The 21,111-nt window shown below is 64.0% G+C and carries 17 protein-coding genes and 1 riboswitch; of the genes, 6 read left to right on the forward strand and 11 right to left on the reverse strand.

From position 1 onward, the window contains the following. Positions 1-9: 9 nt before the first annotated feature. Together OO12_RS24900 and OO12_RS24905 are read left to right on the forward strand one after the other, a co-directional pair. Entirely contained in the window at positions 10-1,968 is a 1,959-nt protein-coding gene (locus OO12_RS24900) for an autotransporter assembly complex protein TamA (protein WP_034161394.1), read from the forward strand. Then, the gene (locus OO12_RS24905; RefSeq protein WP_052216251.1) at positions 1,965-6,140 is read left to right on the forward strand and encodes a translocation/assembly module TamB domain-containing protein; all 4,176 of its coding nucleotides are present in this window, start codon (positions 1,965-1,967) and stop codon (positions 6,138-6,140) included. The genes OO12_RS24900 and OO12_RS24905 overlap by 4 nt, the downstream gene beginning before the upstream one ends. 77 nt (positions 6,141-6,217) lie before the next feature. Here OO12_RS24905 and OO12_RS24910 read toward each other — a convergent pair whose 3' ends face one another. Further along, positions 6,218-7,066 carry an ATP-grasp domain-containing protein gene (locus tag OO12_RS24910; RefSeq protein WP_052216252.1) on the reverse strand — a complete coding sequence of 283 codons (849 nt, stop codon included), beginning with the start codon at positions 7,064-7,066 and terminating at the stop codon, positions 6,218-6,220. A gap of 7 nt (positions 7,067-7,073) precedes the next feature. Then, entirely contained in the window at positions 7,074-8,498 is a 1,425-nt protein-coding gene (locus OO12_RS24915) for an aldehyde dehydrogenase family protein (RefSeq protein WP_034161395.1), read from the reverse strand. A gap of 120 nt (positions 8,499-8,618) precedes the next feature. On the opposite strand from OO12_RS24915, the gene OO12_RS24920 reads away from it, so the two are divergent. Then, the gene (locus OO12_RS24920) at positions 8,619-9,593 is read left to right on the forward strand and encodes a quinone oxidoreductase family protein (RefSeq protein WP_034161421.1); all 975 of its coding nucleotides are present in this window, start codon (positions 8,619-8,621) and stop codon (positions 9,591-9,593) included. Between the two features lie 49 nt (positions 9,594-9,642). Here the strand turns inward: OO12_RS24920 and OO12_RS28360 are convergent, their stop codons facing one another. From OO12_RS28360 to map, 9 genes are all read right to left on the reverse strand, one after another. Continuing rightward, positions 9,643-9,969, reverse strand: coding sequence for a hypothetical protein (locus OO12_RS28360; protein ID WP_152616649.1), 327 nt, complete (start codon positions 9,967-9,969; stop codon positions 9,643-9,645). 284 nt (positions 9,970-10,253) lie between these two features. Then, complete coding sequence (locus tag OO12_RS24925; protein WP_034161396.1) at positions 10,254-10,577, reverse strand: hypothetical protein; 324 nt, start codon at positions 10,575-10,577, stop codon at positions 10,254-10,256. Positions 10,578-10,700: 123 nt separating this feature from the next. Then, the gene (locus tag OO12_RS24930) at positions 10,701-11,471 is read right to left on the reverse strand and encodes an SPFH domain-containing protein (protein WP_052216253.1); all 771 of its coding nucleotides are present in this window, start codon (positions 11,469-11,471) and stop codon (positions 10,701-10,703) included. Between the two features lie 177 nt (positions 11,472-11,648). Next, the gene (locus tag OO12_RS24935; protein ID WP_034161398.1) at positions 11,649-12,068 is read right to left on the reverse strand and encodes a lysozyme inhibitor LprI family protein; all 420 of its coding nucleotides are present in this window, start codon (positions 12,066-12,068) and stop codon (positions 11,649-11,651) included. Between the two features lie 7 nt (positions 12,069-12,075). Further along, entirely contained in the window at positions 12,076-12,417 is a 342-nt protein-coding gene (locus tag OO12_RS24940; protein ID WP_034161399.1) for a hypothetical protein, read from the reverse strand. A 166-nt stretch (positions 12,418-12,583) separates the two neighbouring features. Next, complete coding sequence (gene glnA / locus OO12_RS24945) at positions 12,584-13,996, reverse strand: type I glutamate--ammonia ligase (protein ID WP_034161400.1); 1,413 nt, start codon at positions 13,994-13,996, stop codon at positions 12,584-12,586. Between the two features lie 123 nt (positions 13,997-14,119). Then, the gene (locus tag OO12_RS24950; RefSeq protein WP_034161401.1) at positions 14,120-14,458 is read right to left on the reverse strand and encodes a P-II family nitrogen regulator; all 339 of its coding nucleotides are present in this window, start codon (positions 14,456-14,458) and stop codon (positions 14,120-14,122) included. A gap of 180 nt (positions 14,459-14,638) precedes the next feature. Continuing rightward, positions 14,639-15,178 carry an RNA 2'-phosphotransferase gene (locus tag OO12_RS24955; protein ID WP_034161402.1) on the reverse strand — a complete coding sequence of 180 codons (540 nt, stop codon included), beginning with the start codon at positions 15,176-15,178 and terminating at the stop codon, positions 14,639-14,641. A gap of 17 nt (positions 15,179-15,195) precedes the next feature. Next, positions 15,196-16,020 (reverse strand): type I methionyl aminopeptidase, encoded by an 825-nt coding sequence (map, locus tag OO12_RS24960; RefSeq protein WP_034161403.1) that lies wholly within the window; start codon positions 16,018-16,020, stop codon positions 15,196-15,198. A 63-nt stretch (positions 16,021-16,083) separates the two neighbouring features. Between map and OO12_RS24965 the strand changes: the two genes are divergently transcribed. The 3 genes from OO12_RS24965 to OO12_RS24975 all read left to right on the forward strand — a co-directional run bounded on the left by OO12_RS24965 (position 16,084) and on the right by OO12_RS24975 (position 21,100). Beyond that, positions 16,084-16,839: a competence/damage-inducible protein A gene (locus tag OO12_RS24965; protein ID WP_034161404.1), complete on the forward strand. Its 756-nt coding sequence runs from the start codon at positions 16,084-16,086 to the stop codon at positions 16,837-16,839. A gap of 18 nt (positions 16,840-16,857) precedes the next feature. After that, positions 16,858-17,208: a hypothetical protein gene (locus OO12_RS24970; RefSeq protein WP_052216255.1), complete on the forward strand. Its 351-nt coding sequence runs from the start codon at positions 16,858-16,860 to the stop codon at positions 17,206-17,208. Between the two features lie 97 nt (positions 17,209-17,305). Then, positions 17,306-17,548: riboswitch (cobalamin riboswitch) on the forward strand. 297 nt (positions 17,549-17,845) lie between these two features. Then, positions 17,846-21,100 carry a TonB-dependent receptor domain-containing protein gene (locus tag OO12_RS24975; protein WP_160296905.1) on the forward strand — a complete coding sequence of 1,085 codons (3,255 nt, stop codon included), beginning with the start codon at positions 17,846-17,848 and terminating at the stop codon, positions 21,098-21,100. The last annotated feature ends 11 nt before the right edge of the window (positions 21,101-21,111 follow it).

Genomic DNA, 21,111 nt, shown 5'->3' on the forward strand with positions numbered 1-21,111 from the left:
GACAGAGACATGTCAGTGTCGGTCGGGCGGTGTGGCGCGTTGTTGTGCGCCGCTGCGGGTCTTTTTGTTATCGTCGCTCCCTGCGCCCATGCGCAGGACAGCGCGGGGATCGCCGCGCCCGACGCCGGAACGCTCGATCCGAACTCGCCGCTTGCGCCGCTGCCCAATATCGGCGTCGAATGGCCTGACCTGTCGGCGGCCCCCGATGAACCGGTCGATCCTTCGGCAACACCTGAATTGACCGGCGAGACACGCTACAGCTTTGCCGTCGAGGGCATTGACGGCGTCGCCACGCCGCTGTTGCGCCAGCGATTCGATGCGCTGTCGACCCTGAAGACCCATGACGGTGATCCCGCCAATGCGGGGCAACTCGACCGGCGCGCGCGTGAAGACACACTGTTGCTGACCGAGCTGTTGCGTGCCGAGGGCTATTATGATGCGCGCGTGACCAGTCGGATCGAACCCAAGGGCGGCCATCCTCTGGTCACGATCGAAGCTGAACCCGGAGTGCAATACAAGTTCGGTGGCGTCACGCTGAATGGTCTGGCCGCTGCCGGGGACAAGAGCGACGGATTGCGCACGGCATTCGGCGTGAAGCCCGAAGATCCGGTCAATTCGGATGCGGTCGCAGCCGGCGAAACCAATTTGCGCACCCGCATCGGTCAGCAGGGCTTTCCCTTCGCCACCGTAGGCGAACCTGAAATCGTCGTTGATCGCGCCGCACGCACTGCGACGCTCGACATGAAGGTCGACCCCGGCGGCGCACGGCGTTTTGGGCAAGTCACCGCACCACCGAACAAGGTGTTCGGCGCGGATCACATTCAGGACATTGCCCGCTTCACGCCGGGCCAGCCGTTCGACCAGAGCGCGTTGGTCGATTTGCGCCGTGCGCTGATCCAGACCGGTCTGGTTTCCTCGGTCGATATCAAGCCGGTCGAGGGCAAGGATCCAGGCACGGTCGATATCGCGGTCGGACTCGAGCCCGCGCCGCCGCGCACCATCGCCGCCGAACTCGGCTATGGTACCGGCGAAGGTGCGCGTGCGGAAGTCAGCTGGACGCACCGCAACCTGTTCCCACCTGAGGGCGCGTTGACCCTGCGCGGCGTGCTTGGCACCAAGGAACAGCTTGCCAGTGTGATCTTCCGTCGCAACAACTACAACGCGCGTGACCGCGTGCTGACTTTCCAGGCGGTGGCGTCGAACCTCAATCGTGACGCCTATCAGGCAAAGACCTTCGCGGTGTCGGGGACACTCGAGCGACAGACCAACATCTTCTTTCAGAAGACCTGGACCTGGTCGATCGGTAGCGAGTTGGCGGCGTCGGACGAACGCGACGTGATCCTGTCGACTGGTGCGCCGCGCCGTCGTACTTTCTTTATCGGCGCGTTGCCGACCAGCCTCACCTATGATGGTTCGGACGATCTGCTCAACCCAACCCGCGGCTTCCGTCTGGGCGGGCGCCTGTCACCGGAATTGTCGCTGCAGGGAAGGGTATTCGGCTATGCCCGGGTGCAGGTTGACGCCAGCGCCTATCAGCCGATTAGTGATGGGGTGATCATGGCCGGGCGTATCCGGCTGGGCACGATCGTCGGCGCGCCGCGCGATGCAATCGCGCCGTCGCGGCGCTTCTATGCCGGCGGCGGCGCATCGGTGCGCGGCTATGGCTATCAGGATATCGGGCCGCGCGATCCCAATAACGCTCCGATCGGCGGGCGCAGCCTGACCGAATTCTCACTCGAGGCGCGGGTCAAGGCGTTCGGCAATTTCGGCGTCGTGCCGTTCCTTGACGGGGGCAACATCTACACCTCGCCCTTGCCCAAATTTGCCGAGTTCCGCTTCGGTGCAGGTCTTGGCGTGCGCTATTATTCCAATTTCGGCCCGATCCGCATCGATGTCGGCACGCCGCTCAACCCGCAAAAGGGCGATGCGAAGGTCGCTGTCTATGTCTCGCTGGGACAGGCATTTTGACCGAAGCGGCGGCCGCTTCCGCCCCCGCGCCGGTCAAACGCACGCGCTGGTGGCGCTGGCTGATCACCGCGCTGCTCGGCCTGCTCGCCTTGCTGGCGGCCGCGCTGTTCATCCTCGATACCAGCATCGGGCATCGCTGGGTCGCCGACCAGATCGCGGCGCAGAAGCCGTCGAACGGCCTGCGCTACAGCGTCGGTCGGATCGACGGTTCGCTTTTTTCGAAAGCCGTGCTGATCGATGTGCGGATCCGCGATCACAAGGGGCTGGTATTCAGGGCTCCGCGAGCGGAGCTCGAATGGTCGCCGTTCGCCTGGCTTTCCAACCGGCTCGACATTAGCCGCCTCGTCATTCCCAGGGCGCTGCTCGCCAAGGTGCCGGAGACGATCAAGACCGGGCGCAAGGGGCCGACCCTGCCGAGTTTCGATATCCGTATCGGCGAATTGCGTGTCGATCGGCTGACCATCGCCCCAGCGGTGTCCGGTGTCGCACGGTCCGCACGGCTGGCGGGCAAGGCGGACGTCCGCTCGGGCCGGGCACTGGTCGATCTGACCGCGGTCGTTGCGGGCAGCGACACGCTGGTCGTGAAGCTCGACGCGGAACCCGATCGCGACAAGTTCGATGTGACTGTCCGTGCGAGAGGCAGCGCGAGCGGCGTGCTGGCGAAACTGATCGGCATTGCCCGCCCGATCGCGCTTGACGTGGCTGGCGACGGCACCTGGAAGAACTGGCAGGGCAAGGCCCGGGGTGATATCGGCGATGTCCGCGTGATCGATCTCGCGCTGGGTAACAAGACGGGCAGCTACTCGCTCACCGGCACGCTGACCCCGGCGCCGTTCGTCAAGGGCAAGCTGATGCGCCTGACCAGCCCACGCATTGTGGTGAGCGGATCGGCGACACTCAGGAACCGGCGTCTGGACGGGACGCTTGGTCTGCGTTCGGCCGCTTTGGTCGTCGATGCGACCGGTGTGATCGATCTGGCCGAGAACAGCTATCGCAATGTCCGCCTCGCCGCCCGGCTGCTGCGCCCGCCGGCCCTGTTCCCCAATATGAGCGGCCGCAATATCCAGTTGCGCGCGATCCTCGACGGTGCCTTCGCCACCGCGGCGTTCGACTATCGTCTCACCGCCGACCGCTTCGCCTTCGACGAGAATGGTTTCGAAGTGGCGCGGGCGGCGGGCAAGGGGCGGCTGTCGAAGTCTCCGGTATCCGTGCCGGTCAAGTTCAGCGCCGTGCGCGTCACCGGGGTCGGAGATGTGGCGGGTGGTATCCTGCATAACCTGACGCTCGATGGCGTGTTGCGTGTGACCAGCAAATTCATCACCGGCGACAATCTGCGCCTGCGTTCCGACAAGCTGACCGGGCGGATCAACCTGATCCTCGATCTCAAGACCGGGCATTACGAGGTTGGCATCAACGGCGCGCTCGGCCGTTATCTGATCCCCGGCCTCGGCATCGTTGACGTGACCTCGAAGCTGCAGGCGGTGCCCGGCCCGAACGGCAAGGGCTTGCGCATCATCGGCAGCGGCACCGCGCAGATGATCCGGCTCGACAATGCCTTTTTCCGCTCGCTGGCCGGCGGCTTGCCGCGCGTCGTCACCGGGCTGGAGCGCACCCCGGACGGCATTCTCCATCTAAAAGGGCTGGTGCTGACCGCGCCCGAGATTCGTATTACCGGTAATGGTTTCCGCCGCCGCGACGGTACTTTCTTCTTCGAGGGAAGCGGGCGCCAGACGACCTATGGTCCGTTCACCATCAAGCTCGACGGCAAGATCGAAAAGCCGACGCTGGATCTGGTGTTCGAACGACCCAATGAGACGATGGGTCTGGCCGATGTGATCGCTCATCTCGATCCGACGGCGGAGGGCTTTGCCTTTACCGCGCGTGGCGGGTCGCGGCTTGGACCGTTCACCGGCAATGGCGCAATCCTGCTGCCGCGCGGTGGCGATGCGACGGTGTCGATCGCTCAGCTGGATGTCAGCGGCACGCGGTTGAATGGTGCGCTTGACGTGGTCGAGGGCGGGTTCAACGGACGGCTGGCAGTTGCGGGCGGCGGCATTTCGGGCGAGTTGCTGTTTCGTCCGGTCGGCACGGTGCAACGGATCGAAGCGCATCTCGACGCCAGTTCGGCCAAGCTTGCCGACATGGTCACGCTGCGGCGCGGACATCTTGACCTTGTCGCGCTGCTCGATCCGGCGGGCACCTCGATCGAGGCGACCGCGACTGGCAATGGTCTGAAGCGCGGCACGCTGACCATCGGCCGCATCGCCGGCAACGCGACGCTGCGCGGCGGAGTCGGCCAGATCAAGGCATCGATTTCCGGGTCGCGCGGCCGCGCCTTCGACATTCAGTCGCTGACTCAGGTGACGCCGGACAGCTATAGCGTCTCTGCTCAGGGCACCCTCGATCGCCGTCCGCTGAAGCTGATCACCCCAGCCGTCTTCACGCGCGACGGCGCCAATGAAGGAGGGGGCTGGCGGCTCGCCCCGACCAAATTGAGCTTCGCCGGGGGCGATGCTCAGGTGGCGGGGCGCTTTACCGGCCGCTCCAGTGCGATCGACGCGAGCATGACGCGCATGCCGCTGGCGATCCTCGACATCGCTTTCCCTGGCCTTGGGTTGGGCGGCAGTGCGTCGGGCAAGCTCACTTTCTCGCAAGCCGAAGAGCAGTCGCCGACGGGTCGGGCGGATATGACGGTACGGGGGCTGACCCGTTCCGGTCTGGTCTTGTCGTCGCAACCGATCGATGTCGGCATCGCCGCCGTCCTTCAGCCCAACAAGGCGGCGGTGCGCGCGATCATGTCGAGTGGCGGCAAGACCGTCGGGCGGGCGCAGGCGCAGCTGGCCCCGCTCGGCTCGGGCGATCTGACGACCCGGCTCACGCGTGCGCCGCTCTTTGCGCAGCTACGCTATAACGGCCCGGCGGATACGCTGTGGCGGCTGGCCAATATCGAATTGTTCGACTTGACCGGTCCGGTCGCGATCGGCGCCGATCTTGGCGGCACGATCAACGACCCGAGCATCCGCGGTGTGCTTCAGGCGAATGGCGCGAAGCTTGAAAGCGGCGTGACCGGCACCGTGCTGACCAATGTGCAGGCGACCGGCCGGTTCGGCGGGTCGAAACTGGTCATCGACCGCTTCAATGCCGATGCCGGCAAGGGCGGCCGGGTCTCGGGCACCGGCACGTTCGACCTTGCCGCCGCGCGCGGCTTCGGGATCGATCTCGCCATTCGCGCCGAGAGCGCGCAGCTGATCAACCGCGATGACATCGCCGCGACCGTCACAGGCCCGCTCAGCTTCAAGTCGGATGGCTCGGGCGGGGTCATCTCGGGCGATGTCGTGCTCGACAAGAGCCGTTACCGGCTCGGCCAGGCGACCGTCGCCAGCGCGGTACCGCGTCTCAACATCCGCGAGATCAATGTGCCGGGCGGCGATGACGATGGCGATGTCGTGCCGGCCAAACCCTGGCGGCTCGACATCCACGCCCGCGCGCCCAACCGGTTGACGGTCAGCGGCCTTGGCCTGGCCAGCGAATGGTCCACTGACCTGAAGATTGGCGGCGTGCCCGACAATCCTGCGATCACGGGCCGCGCGGACTTGATCCGCGGCGACTATGAATTCGCCGGGCGTGAGTTCGAACTGGAACGCGGCATCATCCTGTTCGCGGGTGACGTGCCCGCCAACCCGTCGCTCGATATTGCCGCCAATGCGGACTCGACCGGCCTGCGCGCCACGATCCGGGTCACTGGCAATGCGCTGAAGCCCGATATCAGCTTTGCCAGCGTGCCCGCGCTGCCCGAAGACGAGCTGCTCTCGCGCCTGTTGTTCGGCACGTCGATTACCAACCTGTCCGCACCCGAAGCGCTGCAGCTCGCGGCGGCGGTCGCGGCCTTGCAGGACGGCAAGGGCGGCCTTAACCCGATCAATGCGGTGCGCCGTGCGGCCGGGCTCGACCGGCTGCGCATCCTGCCCGCCGATCCGCAAACCGGGCAGGGCACATCGGTCGCGGCGGGCAAGTACATCACACGCAAATTGTTCGCGGAGATCATCACCGATGGCGCGGGCTATTCGGCGACTCAGGTCGAGTTCCAGGTCACGCGCTGGCTGTCGCTGCTGTCGAGCATCTCGACGCTTGGCCGGCAGAGCGCGAACATCCGCGTGTCGAAGGATTATTGACCCGCGCGGCGCGCCGGCGCCGCGTGATCGACATTGTCGCGTCGACAGCGGCTTTTCCAACCACGCCCTGTTGTGGCTTAGCGGGAGTCGGCCAGCGCATCGAGCAACGCATCCGCCAGAAGCGCGGGCACGTTGGGTTCGAGGTGCGGGTAGAGATCGGGCTCGATCGCTTCCAGCTCCATCAGCGCCAGCGTGCCGTCGGGCAGCCTGAGCAGATCCACCCGCGCGTAAAGCGGCCGGCCGGGCAGGGCGGCCATCACCTTCCCGACCAGCGCCAATTGCGCGGCGTCGGGGTCGAAGCGGGTGAAGACGCCGCCGAACTGCGGCTGCACGCGAAAGTCGCCGGCAATCGCGACCTTGCGCACGGCGTGGCTGAGCACGCCGCCGATCAGCAGGAAGGACAATTCGCCTTCGCCCGACACGGCGGGGATGAAGGGCTGGATGATCGCATCGTCGAGCGGCTTGATCACCGAGCCCCGCGCAACGCGTTCGGTGCGGAAACTACCGCCGGATATTTGCGGCTTCACCACCAGTTCGTCGACGTCGAACCGGTCGAACGCCGCCGCCACGCTGTCGGCATCGGCGCGGCCAAAAATGCTCGGCAGGATCGGCACGCCGGCCGCTTCGAGTTCGAGCAGATAGGTTTTGCAGGTGTTCCAGTCGAGCAGCGCCGCCGGGTTGAACAGCGGTCGTGCGGCCGGCCAGCCCGATATCATCGCCCGCCATTTCGCGACGTCGAGATGATAGCCCCAGGCGAACAAGGCGAGCGTCGCATCGCCGTCGCCCGGCCCGTCGGTCCAGGGCCGGGCGCGAAGTGTCATGCCGCGTGCGCCGAACGCGGCATGATAGGTTTCGAGTTCCCTGCTGGCTGCGGCGAGATAGGCCGGCTCGCCAACGGGCATCAGGACATCGATGATCAACGTCATGAAGGCGTCAGGCTGGCTCGCCGACGATGGTCTTCAACTCCATGAAGTCGGCCAGGCCATATTTACCGCCCTCGCGGCCATTGCCCGACTGTTTGTAGCCGCCGAACGGCGTCCCGCCGCCGCCTGCCCAGGCGTTGATCGTGACCAGACCGGCGCGCAGCCTGGGGGCGACTTTGGCCGCTTCCGCGGGGTCGCCCGAAATCGTCGCCGACAAACCATAATCGGTGTCATTGGCCATTTCGATTGCCTCGTCACCGCTTTCATACGTGGTGATCGTCGCGACCGGACCGAAGGTTTCCTCGCGGTAGATGCGCATGTCCGGGGTCACGTCGGCGAACAAAGTCGGCTTGATGAAGAAGCCGGCATTGCGCCCGTCGGGACGGCCGGTGCCGCCGGTGACCAGGGTCGCGCCTTCGTCGATCGCCGACTGGATCAGGCCCTGGATCTTCTCATATTGCGCCTTGTTGACCACCGGGCCGATATGCGCGCCCATCACGCTTGCCGCATCGACCGTGACGGCTTCCATGATCGACTTGACCACTTGCGTCGCTTCGGCGGCCTGGCTGCTATGGACCAGCAAGCGGGTCGGCGCGATGCAGCTTTGCCCCGAATTGGCGAGCACGCCCTGCACCGTCGGCGGCAGCACGTCGGCGAGGTTCGCGCCCTGCAGCACGACGTTCGGCGCCTTGCCGCCCAGTTCCTGATGCACGCGCTTGACCGTGGCGGCGGCCGCCTGCGCCACCGCGATGCCCGCGCGCGTCGAGCCGGTGAAGCTGACCATATCGACATGCTTGTGAGTCGACAGCGCCGCGCCAACGCCCGGACCATCGCCATTGACCAGGTTGAACACGCCGGCCGGCACGCCCGCCTTGTCGAGGATTTCGGCCAGGATCATTGCGCAGCCCGGGGCTTCTTCCGACGGCTTCAGGATCATGGTGTTGCCGGCGGCGAGCGCGGGCGCGACCTTCGCGCAGATCTGGTTGAGCGGCCAGTTCCACGGCGTGATCATCGCGACGACGCCGAGCGGCTCATGCACCACCCGGTTCTTGCCGACCTGTTCGGAGAAGCTGAATTCCTGCAGCGCCTTCAACGTGCCGATGAAATAGCCGAGTCCGGCAGGGGCCTGCGCCATGGTCGCAAAGCCGATCGGCGCGCCCATCTCTTCGCTGGTCGCCGCGGCCAGGTCAGGCATCCGCGCCTTATATTCCTCGATCACGCACTCGAGCAGCGCAATGCGGTCGGCAACACTGGTCTGCGAATAGCTGTTAAAAGCCTTTTTCGCCGCGCCGACCGCCTTGTCGACATCGGCCTGGCTGCCGAGGGTGATTTCGCTTACCGGCTGCTCGGTCGAGGGATCGATCACCTCGTGGCGCTTGCCACCCTCGCTATCGACCCAGGCGCCATCGATATATTGCTTCAGGTAGCTTTTCATCTTGCTCTCCGATTTTTGAACCTGCGGTATGCTTCGATTGCCTAGATGGCGCGCGCGACGATCCGTTGCAACCTGAAACGTAGCGCCTATTTTCGCTTCACCCTGACAGGAGATCGACTGATGGCCCGTATCGCACAAATCACTCGTACCGGCGGACCCGAAGTCATTGAATGGGTCGATATCGACTTGTCGCCGCCCGGTCCCGGCGAGGTGCGGATGCGCAACACGGCGGTCGGGCTCAACTATATCGACACGTATCACCGCAGCGGCCTGTATCCGCTCGAACTGCCGGCGCGCCTCGGTGGCGAAGCGGTCGGCGTGATCGAGGCGCTGGGCGAGGGCGTGGCCGGCTTCGCGATCGGCGACCGCGTCGGCACGTTCGGCCCGGCTCGTGGCGCCTATTCGACCGAGCGCAATCTGCCCGCCGATCAGGTGGTGAAACTGCCCGACACGGTCGACGACCGGACGGCGGCGGCGCTGCTGCTCAAGGGCGGGACGACCGAGTTTCTGGTCGAGCGCTGCGCCCGGGTTGAATCCGGCCAGACAGTGCTGGTCCACGCCGCCGCCGGCGGGGTCGGTCATTTGCTGGTCGGCTGGCTCAAGGCGGTCGGCGCGACGGTCATCGGCACCGTCAGCACCGAAGAGAAAGCGGCGCAGGCGCGCGCCGCGGGCGCCGATCATGTCCTGCTCTACAAACAGGTCGATGTGGCAAAGGAGGTGAGGGCGCTCACCGGCGGCAAGGGCGTGGCGGTGGTGTTCGATGGGGTCGGCAAGGCGACCTGGGAGGTCTCGCTCGCGTCGACAGCGCGGCGCGGCCTGATCGTCAGCTTCGGCAATGCCGGCGGCGCGGTCGACGGGGTCAATCTCGGCATCCTGGCGCGTCATGGCTCGCTGTTCGTGTCGCGGCCGACCATGTTCGATTATTATGCCACCGCCGAGGAGCGAAAGGCGGGTCTCGACCGCGTGTTCGAGATGCTCGCCAGGGGCGCGATCACCGCCGAAATCGGCCAGACCTTCGCGCTGGAAGATGTCGCCGCTGCGCATCGCGCGCTCGAAGCGGGCGAGACCAGGGGAGCGACGGTGCTGCTCCCCTAGGGGCTGACCCACCTTTACGCGTATCGCCAGACCGTCAGCGCTAAGCCGTTCAGCGTCGGTGAGTGTTGGTGTCGGTCATGTGAAAGAGCGTGGCGGCATTGGTCAGGGTGCCGTCTCGGGATGGCGTTAGCGATTCGACCGGTGAGGTTGAATCGGCGGGGTGGCTGCGGAACGCGCGCAGCGCATTTCGTGCACTGCTGTGATCGATGGAAACTCCCGCAGCTGCGGGAGATGCTGCGGGAGTTTCTGGGGGAAAATGCTTTTTGAGGGTTCTGCGGGAGTCTGCGGGAAAAGCTGCGGGAGTTTTGATGGATCCGCACGGGAGTTTTTCCGCTGTGCTGCGGGAAAATCGGGAAATCTCGGGAAGGATCGTCATGGTCTGCTCGGTTCCGGGCCAATCGAGTCAAATGGCCCGTCGAATGAGCGGGCCTTTGCCGGCGCGACATCAGCGCCGGAGAGCAGGCATGACGCCGCCGGCAAGCGATTTGAATCGGGCCGACATCCAGCCGATCACCCCGCCGCGCCGAAAATCACGTCGCCCGACGGAGGACGGGCAAGGAATTTCGGTCAGCGGGAGTGGGGAAGGAGGAAGAAGAAAAACCCATCCTGCCCAAATGGTTGCAAATGGAATCATGGACGATCCGGCAGCATTTCGGGTACCTAGCGCTGGCTGCATTTCATCTCGGCGGCAACCTGTTCCAGCTGCGTCGGCGTCTTGTTCTCGCCCCGGACGCGCTTGAGGCATTTTTCATAGGCGCTTTGTTTCGGTTCGGACTGGCGCTCCCGTCTTGCGCGCGCGACGGCGGCAATTTCCTGCAACTCGAGCGATGTCAGGTCGCTAAGCTGTTTCGACCCGTTGGCGACCGCCGCATAATTCTGCTCCGCGCGGGCGATATCTATTTGAGCAAATGCGGCGGTTGAGATCATCAGTGCTGCGGCAAATGTGCAGGTGAACCAGCGTGCCATCGACAACATTCCGTTCATTATCAGCTATATCACTCAAATATATCAGAATAGTCGACAACAGGGGAAGCCGAAAATCTTGCGATCGCCGGCACTCCCTGCAGAAAGCCCGATGCCTTTCGCTACAGCAAAGGCAGGAGGCGTTCAGCCCGTTGCGCCCGGCAGTTTCTTGAAGGCTTCAAGCAACTCGGTCGGGAACATCGCGATGATCGTGGAATTATGCTCCACGCCGATTTCGGCCAGTGTCTGCAAGCGGCGCAGTTCGAGCGCACCGGGCGCGCCGCCGATGATCGTCGCCGCTTCGTTGAGCTTGCGCGCCGCTTCCTGCTCGCCCTCGGCCTTGATGATGCGGGCGCGTTTCTCGCGGATCGCTTCGGCTTCGCGCGCGATCGCGCGCTGCATTTGCGGCGGGATGTCGAGGTCCTTGATCTCGACCGCGTCGAACTCGACGCCCCAGCGGATACAGGTCAGCGTGAGCAGTTCGTGCAGCCTTTTGTTGATCGTGGTGCGATCCTTCAGCATCTGGTCGAGATCGCTTTGGCCGATCGCATCGCGCAGCGCCGTCTCCGCCGCCTGGACGATCGCCGATTCCCAGTTGGTCACGGTGGTGACGACCCCGGCGGCATCGAAGGCGCGATACCACAGCACGGCATTGACCCGCACCGCGACGCCGTCGCGCGTGACGGTTTCCTGGGTATCGAGCGAATAGGTGATGGTGCGCAGGTCGACCTTCACCACCCGCTCGACCAGCGGGATCAGCCAGAACCAGCCCGGGCCCTTGGTGGCCTGAAGCCGACCGAGCCGGAACACGACGCCGCGCTCATATTCCTGGTTGATGCCAAAGGATTTGAGCGCAAGCAAAAGGGCGATGCCGCCAAGCGGCACCAGGGTGAACGACATTGTGGGGAGAAGCATGAAAGCCTCGGGATGCCGCGAGCATGCGGCGTGGTGCGGTCCAATGGCCGCTGCCACTATCTACTCCTCTACCCGAGCACGATCATCGCCGATTCCTTGCAATCGCGAATGCACCGGCTGCACTCTGGTCCCGGCAGCGCAGGTTTCTGGGGTGGAATGCAACCGCCGGATTGAGGGTCATTCGATGGCCATCACCCGCACATAGCTTTCGAGCAGGCGTGCCCGGTCGCGAGTCAGCGTCACCGCTGAATCCGCCTGCATGGGAACATACATCGTCCCCTGGCGTGTCGCGTAGAGGCTGGATTGCGCACTCAACTCGCCGTCCCGATAAACCAGCCACGCCCGTTGGGATTGCTGCAACTGATGCGCGGCCTTGGCTGGTAGCCGCCGCATCAACGTCCCATAGGAAAGATTCATCCGCCGATCATAGGCTTTCGCGGCAATTTGCTCGCAATCAACCTGGCCCGCCGTCGAGGCGTTGGCGGGCAGTTCAAGGCAACGATCGAGCGCGGCTTCCGTCGCATCGCGCTCGGGGGCGGCATGGGCCGCCGGCGCGGCCGCGGCGATGATCAGCGTGACCATGCCGCGCATCGCCATGGACAGATCAGGTCGCTGCATTGCCGCGTTTCCAGCGTGCGAACACACCCGCGCCCGTCAGAACCACGCCAAGCCCAAGCAGGAACATCGCCAGCGTGTTCCCACCGATCTCGCTATTATTGGCCGCGCTGATCGCGCGTGCCGCCGAATCCGCATCGGTCGCCGTCATCGCGGTGGCGAACGCGGCCTCGTCGCATTTCGCCGCCATATCGGGCTGATCCCGCATTCGCTCCCTGCACTGCGCCGCGATCGCGGCGTCCGCCTTTGGCGGGCCGCCGGTAAGGCTGAGCACGGCGCCGGCCGCGAGCAAGACCAGTCCCAGGACAATCAACAGCACGGGATTCTTCATTGCGATCCTTTCAGATATCGCAACATCGAACTTCCCATGGCGACATCCGTTCCGAGAAGCTCGCACCATCCACTGGATTTTCTTGAATATTTCCAGCGACGATGCTCCAGCAAAAAGGGCGCCCGGATCGCTCCGGACGCCCCTTGTACGCAATCTGATCCGGGGATCAGTAGCTGTAGTACATGTCGAATTCGACCGGGCTCGGGGTCATTTCCCAGCGCGCCACGTCCTGGTATTTCAGCTCGATATAGGATTCGATCTGCTCCTTGGAGAAGACGTCGCCCTTGAGCAGATAGTCGTGATCGGCGGCCAGGCTTTCCAGCGCTTCACGCAGCGAACCGCACACCGTCGGCACCTGAGCGAGCTCTGCCGGCGGCAGGTCGTACAGATTCTTGTCCATCGCTTCGCCCGGATGGATCTTGTTCTGGATGCCGTCCAAGCCGGCCATGAACAGCGCCGCATAGCAGAGATACGGGTTGGCCATCGCGTCGGGGAAGCGCACTTCGACGCGCTTCGCCTTGGGGCCGGTGCCGTACGGAATGCGGCACGACGCCGAGCGGTTGCGCGCCGAATAGGCGAGCAGCACCGGTGCCTCGTAACCCGGCACCAGCCGCTTGTAGCTGTTGGTGGTCGGGTTGGTGAAGGCGTTCACCGACTTGGCATGCTTGATGATGCCGCCGATGAAATACAGGCAGGTGTCGGACAGGCCGGCATAACCATTGCCGGCGAAGAGCGGCTTGCCGCCTTCCCAGATCGACAAATGGGTGTGCATGCCCGAGCCATTATCTTCCTTGATCGGCTTGGGCATGAAGGTCGCGGTCTTGCCGTAAGCATGGGCGACCTGATGCACGACGTACTTGTAGATCTGCATGCGATCGGCAGTGGTGGTCAGCGTGCCGAAGGTCAGGCCGAGTTCGTGCTGAGCCGCGGCGACCTCATGGTGGTGCTTGTCGCAGGGCAGGCCCATTTCGAGCATGGTCGACACCATCTCGCCACGGATGTCGACCGCGCTGTCGACCGGCGCGACCGGGAAATAACCGCCCTTGGCGCGCGGGCGGTGGCCCATATTGCCGCCTTCATAGGTGGTGCCGGTGTTGGTCGGCAGCTCGATGTCGTCGATCTTGTAATAGCTGGTGTTGTAGCCATTCTCGAACTTCACATCGTCGAACATGAAGAATTCGGCTTCCGGACCGACATAGACGGTGTCGCCAATGCCGGTGGTCTTGAGATAGGCCTCGGCGCGCTTCGCGGTCGAGCGCGGATCGCGGGCATAGAGTTCGCCGGTCGCCGGCTCGACAATGTCGCAGATCAGGATCAGCATCGGCGTCGCCGAGAACGGATCGACATAGACCGCGTCCAGATCCGGCTTCAGGATCATGTCGGATTCGTTGATCACCTTCCAGCCCTCGATCGACGATCCGTCGAACATGAAGCCGTCGGTCAGCTCGTCGTCGCCGACGACCCCTGCGACCATCGTCAGATGCTGCCACTTGCCCTTGGGATCCGTGAACCGCAGATCGACCCACTCGATCTCCTGGTCCTTGATCATCTTCAGGACGTCGCTCGCAGAATTCGCCATAAACCCCATGCCCTTTCGTTTTTTGTCGTCGTTCCGCCTCTGCGGAGAATCATGTTACGTGCGCAGCGCCTGCTGTCACACAATGTTGCAGTGCGTCAAATAGCTCTTGTCAGCTCGCTCCCCTCAGATGGCATCCTCATTCCGCTCGCCGGTGCGGATGCGCAGCGCGGTTTCGACCGGAATGACGAAAATCTTGCCGTCGCCGATGCGACCGGTCTGCGCCGCCGCCGCGATCGCTTCGACCACGCGCTCGGCCAGGCTGTCCTCGACCACCACTTCCAGTTTCACCTTGGGCAGGAAATCGACGACATATTCGGCGCCGCGATACAATTCGGTATGGCCCTTCTGGCGGCCGAACCCTTTTGCCTCGGTCACCGTGATGCCCGAAACCCCGACTTCGTGCAGCGCTTCCTTCACTTCGTCCAGCTTGAATGGCTTGATGATCGCCTCGATCTTTTTCACGCGTACTTGCCCCTGCTTCCGGCGAAAGCGCCTCTGCCTACCGCGCGTCTTACAACAAGCGTGCCAGTCGCGCGAGGGGCGCTGCGCCGTGGGGAGGGCAGGGCGAGGCGGGTTAACCGATGCCTAACGCCCGTGCAGATGGAGGAATGTGCCTGCTTTTGAGGCACGTCGCGCGACCGGTCAGCCTTCGCTCAAAAATGCCGGTGGGACATGGTCGGTCAGCCACACGCCATTGCCGGTCAGGAAGAAGGCCCGGCCCGATCGCGCCAGGTCGCCGGCGCGCACTGTTAGGATCACCGCCTTGCCGCGCCGGTTGCCGACGATCGTCGCGGTCGCGATGTCGGGCGACAGATGGACATGGTGCCGCCGCATCGGGCGCAGGCCATCGGCGCGAATGGGGGTGAGGAAGCGATCGACCGTGCCATGATACAGCAATTCGGGTGGTTCGCGCCGGGGCCAGTCGAGCTCGACCGTGATCGAATGCCCCTGTGTGGCGCGGATGCGCGCGCCGTCCGCGCTCAATTCATAACGCTGCTTGTCGTTGGTCTCGACCACTGACAGCAACCGTTCCCAGTCGCACTCGATCCGCTGCCCGGCCAGTGCGGCAAGCACCGCATCGACGTCAGTCCAGCCCGCGCCGTCGAGAGTCAGATCCGCCGCGTCCGGCCTGTGTCGCAGCCAATAGGATAGCGTCTTCGAGATCGTCCTGTCATCGGCCATGACGGTTGCCGCGCGCCTCAATAAGGCGGCTGGTGGAACCCGCCGGGGCTGACCGTGAAGATCTCATTGCCGTCTTCGGTGATGCCGATCGAATGCTCGAATTGCGCCGACAGCGAGCGGTCGCGGGTCACCGCGGTCCAGCCATCGTCGAGCAGCTTCACGTCGGGGCGGCCGATATTGATCATCGGTTCGATCGTGAAGATCATGCCGGGGCGCAGTTCCGGACCGGTGCCGGGACGGCCGACATGCACCACCTCCGGCGCATCATGGAACAGGCGGCCAAGGCCATGGCCGCAGAAATCGCGCACCACGCCGAAGCGATGCTTTTCGGCATGGCTCTGAATCGCATGCGCGACATCGCCCATCGTGTTGCCGGGCCTGGCCTGTTCGATCCCGAGCATCAGGCATTCATAGGTCACATCGACCAGCCGCTTCGCCTTGATCGGCACGTCGCCGACCAGATACATCCGGCTTGAATCGCCGTGCCAGCCATCGACGATCGGTGTTACGTCGATATTGACGATATCGCCGCTTTTCAGCGTCTTGATGCCGGGAATGCCATGGCACACGACATGGTTGATCGAAATGCAGCTGGCATGAGTATAGCCGCGATAGCCAAGCGTCGCGGGAATGCCGCCGCCCGCCGCGATGAAATTGCGGATCAAATCGTCGAGCTCGCCGGTCGACACGCCGGGCACGACATGCGGCACGATCATGTCGAGCGTCTCGGCGGCCAGGCGGCCGGCCTTGTGCATGCCGTCGAACGCATCGCGCCCGTGCAGCTTGATGGCGCCGGTCCGGCCCAGCGGGGCGTCGGCGGTGACGGTTACATAGTCAGTCATAAACGCGATATAGCGAGCTTGGCCGGGCTTTGCGAGACCCGCGCGCGGGTCTATGCGGGGCAGATGACGACACGCATCTGGACAGCCGCACTGGCGGTGATCGGCGACGAGATTCTGTCGGGCCGCACACAGGACAAGAATGTCGCGCAGATCGCGGCCTGGCTCAACGTCCAGGGCATTCGCCTGGCCGAGGTGCGCATCGTGCCCGACAGAACCGATGCGATCGTCGAGGCGGTCAATATCCTGCGCGCGCGGAACGATTATCTGTTCACCACTGGCGGGATCGGCCCGACGCATGACGACATCACCGTCGATGCGATTGCCGAAGCGCTGGGGGTGGGGGTGGTGTTTCATCCCAAGGCGGTCGCCGTGCTGGAGGGCTATTACACCACGCGCGGCGGGCTGACCGATGCGCGTAAGCGCATGGCGCGTGTGCCGGATGGCGCCGACCTGATCGAGAATCGCATGTCGGGCGCGCCCGGCATCCGGATCGGCAATATCTTCATCATGGCCGGGGTGCCGCACATCACGGCGGGCATGCTCGACGCGCTGACCGGCACGCTGGAGGGCGGGCTTCCCGTGCTGTCGCGTACGATTGGCGGCTGGATCCCGGAGAGCGAGGTCGCCGAGCTGCTTGGCGCGGTCGAAAGAGCCCATGAGGGCGTCGCGATCGGCAGCTACCCGTTCTTTCGCGATGGCCGCGTCGGCGCGAACTTCGTCGTGCGTGCGACCGATACGGCATTGCTCGACGCCTGTATGACGGACCTGACGGAACAGCTCGAGGCGGACGGGCGTACCGTTTTTGCCGACGGCATCTGACCTGGGAGGAATGGCCCCATGATATTCCGAGCTGCGATCATCGCACTGACCTGTGCCGCGCTTGCCGCCTGCAACGGATCGACCGCGCCCGCCGGCAATACCATGGCCGCGGCGAAGGATACCGCGCCCGATCCGATGGAAGCCAAGATCGCGGCGCTCTCCGAGCCGTTGCGCCAGGTGACGTTCTTCCGCGCGATCAACGATGCCGATTATACCTGCCAGCGCATCGTCAATGTCGTGCCGCGCGGGCGGATCGAGGGCAAGCTGGTCTGGGCGGTCGAATGCGAGCAAGGCGCGCAATATGTGATCGAATTGCAGCGCGGCGGCATCTTCCATGTCAGCGGCGTGCCCAAATCGGCGCGGCCCTGAAACCAATGGCGCGCCGGGCGATTGGGCGGGGCGATTGACGCTCTTGCGTCCGGCCGCACCCCATTCTAACCGTGCCGCTCGGTCGGCCCTTCGGGACCGGCCGTCAGATCGCGCCGGTGCTTCGCAAGAGGCTTAAAATGGGAATGCGGTGCGGACGGTTCGCCGTCCAATGCCGCGGCTGTCCCTGCAACTGTAAGCGGTGAGCGCGATGCACCGGGTGGACGGGATTGCTCCCGGGCCGCCAGCCACTGGACCGACCGCCGCGGCGTGACGTCCGGGAAGGCCGTGTATCGCGCGATGACCCGTGAGCCAGGAGACCTGCCGGCGTCTGGTCGCTCTTGCTTTGGTCCAGGGGATGGCCGGGGCACGGATGTTCCGTCTGAGCGACGAACGTGCGGCGGGGGTCGCATCGGTTCGCATGACGGGCGCCTGTCGCGCCGGCCCGTTCGTGCGCGCCGACCGTTCGTTACGGCACATCCCCGTCCTGTCGCCAGGCGCCGGGGGAATATTGTTGTCTGGTTCATCTGTTTCGAGGGCGGCGATCGCGGTCGTTCTGTGTCTGGGTGCCGCCTGCGCTGAAGCTCGCGCTCAGGAGGCAGATCCGGTCGATGCCGATGCGCCCGCAGGCGGCATGCAAATGGACGCCATTCCCAAGGCGATCGAACAGGTCGGACGATCCGACATCATCGTGACGGCGAGCAGCCGCGAACAACTCCGCGACATCCTATCGCCTGGTGTCGTATCGGTCGTCTATCCGGACGACACCAGGGGGGAGCACAAGTCGCTACCTGAATTGCTCGACCAGATTCCCGGGGTTTTCGTGCGTCGGGTGGGTGGCACGGGCCAATATACCACCACAAGCATCCGCGGCAGCGCACCCAGCCAGGTCAACATCTATATCGATGGGGTGCCCTACAACACGTCGAGCGAGGTCGCCGCCGACATATCGACCATTCCGGTCGGCAATGTCGAACGAGTTGAGGTCTATCGCGGCACAGTGCCCGCGCGTTTCTCGGGTGCGCCGCTGGGTGGTGCGATCAATATCGTCACCAAGAAGGCGACTGGGTTGAGCGGCACCGTTTCGGCCGGCGCGCGCTCCTTTGGCGGCTGGCAGACCGCCGCCAATTTCAACACGCCGCTATTGGGCGGCAGCCTGTTGCTTGGTTTCGATACCGACCACAGCAAGGGCGATTTCACCTATCGTAATTATGCCCAGCAACAGTTCCTGGACCGCGACTTCGGCAATGCGGCCTATACCGGTGACGGGAAGCCGGACACTTATTACAGCAGCTGGGTATGGTTCGAAGACGGCGCGGGCGGCGGCGAGCGGGTCGTCAACAACCGCGATTATTACCTTCCGGTCGCGAGAAGGCGTCAGAACAACAGCTTCCAGAAAGACAATATCCTCGTCCGCTGGACGACGGATCATTTCAGCGCGAAATATTCCTTCACTTATCTGGATCGCCTGCAGCCGAGCAACGCGGGCTTCGTGCGGTCGGACATTCCCGCCTATACCTATCCGCTGTCGGTGCCTGACAATGGCGTCGCCAACCCGCGTTACGGGCAGAAGCAACGCCAGCATGATATCGCGCTCGGTTGGCACGACACGATCGGCAAGGTCGATCTCAGCGCCGCGTTGAATGCGATGGATCAGGACAAGCAGTTCGCCAATACCGACCAGTTCGGGATTGGCGGGATCGGGCGCTTCTCGTCCGATTTCCACACCCGTCGCTATGGCGCGCAGCTGGACGCCGCCTACACGCTTGGCGAAACATGGCCGATCACTCAGCGGATCGAATTCCACGCGCAGGGCAGCCGGGAAACCATGCGCGCCGATGCCAATGATTCCGGTGACGGATCGGCCGAGCAGGCGGGATATTATCACCGCTTCCGTCGTCATCTGGTGAATTTCCAGGCGCAGGACACCATCATGCTCCACCCGCTTGGCGACCTTCAGATCACACCGATCGCGCGGGTCGAGCGATTGTTCGGGCCGACGCTGGGCGCCAAGGAAAATCCATTCGGTCCATCATCGGGCAATTACGGATGGAAACCGACATTCAGCGTGAGCGCCAAGAAGAATCTGGGCAACCTGCTCCTGTTCGCCGACACCGGCTCCTATAATCGCTATCCGAATTTCTACGAAATCTATGGTGATGGTGTGTTCGTCCAGGCGGGGTCGAGCGCGCTGCGCGATCTCACCCCGCTTCTGCGTGAACATGGCCGTAACACCGATGCCGGCTTCGGCTGGAACGGCAACGTGTTCGATGGGCTGCGCGCGAGCTTTCGCACCACTTTCTTCCGCCGCAAGACCTATGACACGATCACGCTATATTCGACGCCGGTGGGGTCGAAATACATCAACTCCGGCACAACGCTGACGCGAGGCGTGGAGTTCGAAGGCAATCTCGTCGCGGGCAAGTTTGCCGATCTCCAGATGGCCGCCAGCTATCAGAATGGTCATTATGTCGAGGGCAGTTATTATCTCTTTGGCGGGATGAGCGCCAAGGCCCTGGTGCCCGAAGGCAAGAAGCTCTCGACGCTGCAGAACCCGCGCATCACGCTCGATGCGCGGCTCAATCTGCATTTTCTCGATGGCGCTCTGACCAACTTCATTGAGGTGAAGCATGTCGGCCGTCGCTATAATTACCAGCTACCCAGCGATCTCGGGTCAACGCTGAGTTATGAAACGCCGCTCACCACGATCGATCTTGGCGGGCATTTCAGTTTTTCAAATGGCGTGAAGCTGTCGTTCGGGGTCAATGACCTCTTCGACCAGGGGCCGAAGCAGCGGCAAAAGCCGGATGGTCAGATTGGCGATGGCTCGTCCGACTATCGCTGCAATTTCGGCCAGGCGGAAATCAGCGGTGACTATTCCTGCTATGACGATCCGAACAATTATTATCTGAAGGCGCTGCATGGCAGCCTGAACAGTTTCTACCCCCAGCAGGGTCGTACCTTCTATTTCACGATCGCCAAAAACTTCGGCGCGAAAAAGGCCAGCGGAAGCGGGATGCGGCGCTCCTCGGTCGCGGCGCAAGCCAATGGGTCATGGACCGGCTTTCATGTCGGCGGTGCCGTCGGCCGCGGCTGGGCGCCGCGACATGGCGGCGAAGTGCTGGTGTTCGATACCAACGCCAATGGCGCGTTCATCGACAAGATCACTGGTGCGAATATCTTCGATTCCCAAGGCGGCCTGATCACTGATGACGCCTTTGACCCGCGTCACGCCGGGCGCGGCTTCGATGGCCGTGGCATCGCGCTCGGCGCTGCGGCGAGCGGCGGCATTCGCGCCGATCGGAGCCGGCGCGCAAGCTATGGCGTTCGCGGCGGTTATGATCGCCAGATTGGTGACTGGGTCATCGGCGCCGTCGGCGAATGGAGCCGCTATGATCTGACCGATTCCGTGTCAGCTTATGGGGTGTTGAAAGACGAGCAGGGCGACTTCCGCGATTCATTGCCGCCCGCGAGTTATACATTCACGCGCCATCTGAATTCGATTGCGTCGCTGCGCGCGCGCGGTGGGTTGGCCTGGTTGGGCGTGCTTGGTTACGCGACGGTCGGCCTGGCGCGCGGCAGTGTCGCTCATGCCTTCGCCACGACTGATACCGTCAACAAATTTTCCGACCATAGCGGGGGCAAGGCGCTCTGGGGCTATCAGTGGGGAGCCGGGATCGAGGCACGTGTCGCGGGACCTTTCACGCTTGGTCTCGAATTCCTCCACACCCGGCTGCGTGACCGCGACTATACCGTCCATGCCGGCGTCAATCCGGACCGCCCGATCCATACCGGATTTGAGGCCTCGCCGGGCCGCCCCGGCACCGACATCAAACGCAGCTCTTCCTATTACGAGATCGATTCACTTCGCCTGACCGTCGGGTACCGCTTCTGACGCACGCGCCT

Origin of the sequence: Sphingomonas sp. ERG5 (assembly GCF_000803065.1) — a bacterium.
GTDB lineage: Bacteria > Pseudomonadota > Alphaproteobacteria > Sphingomonadales > Sphingomonadaceae > Sphingomonas.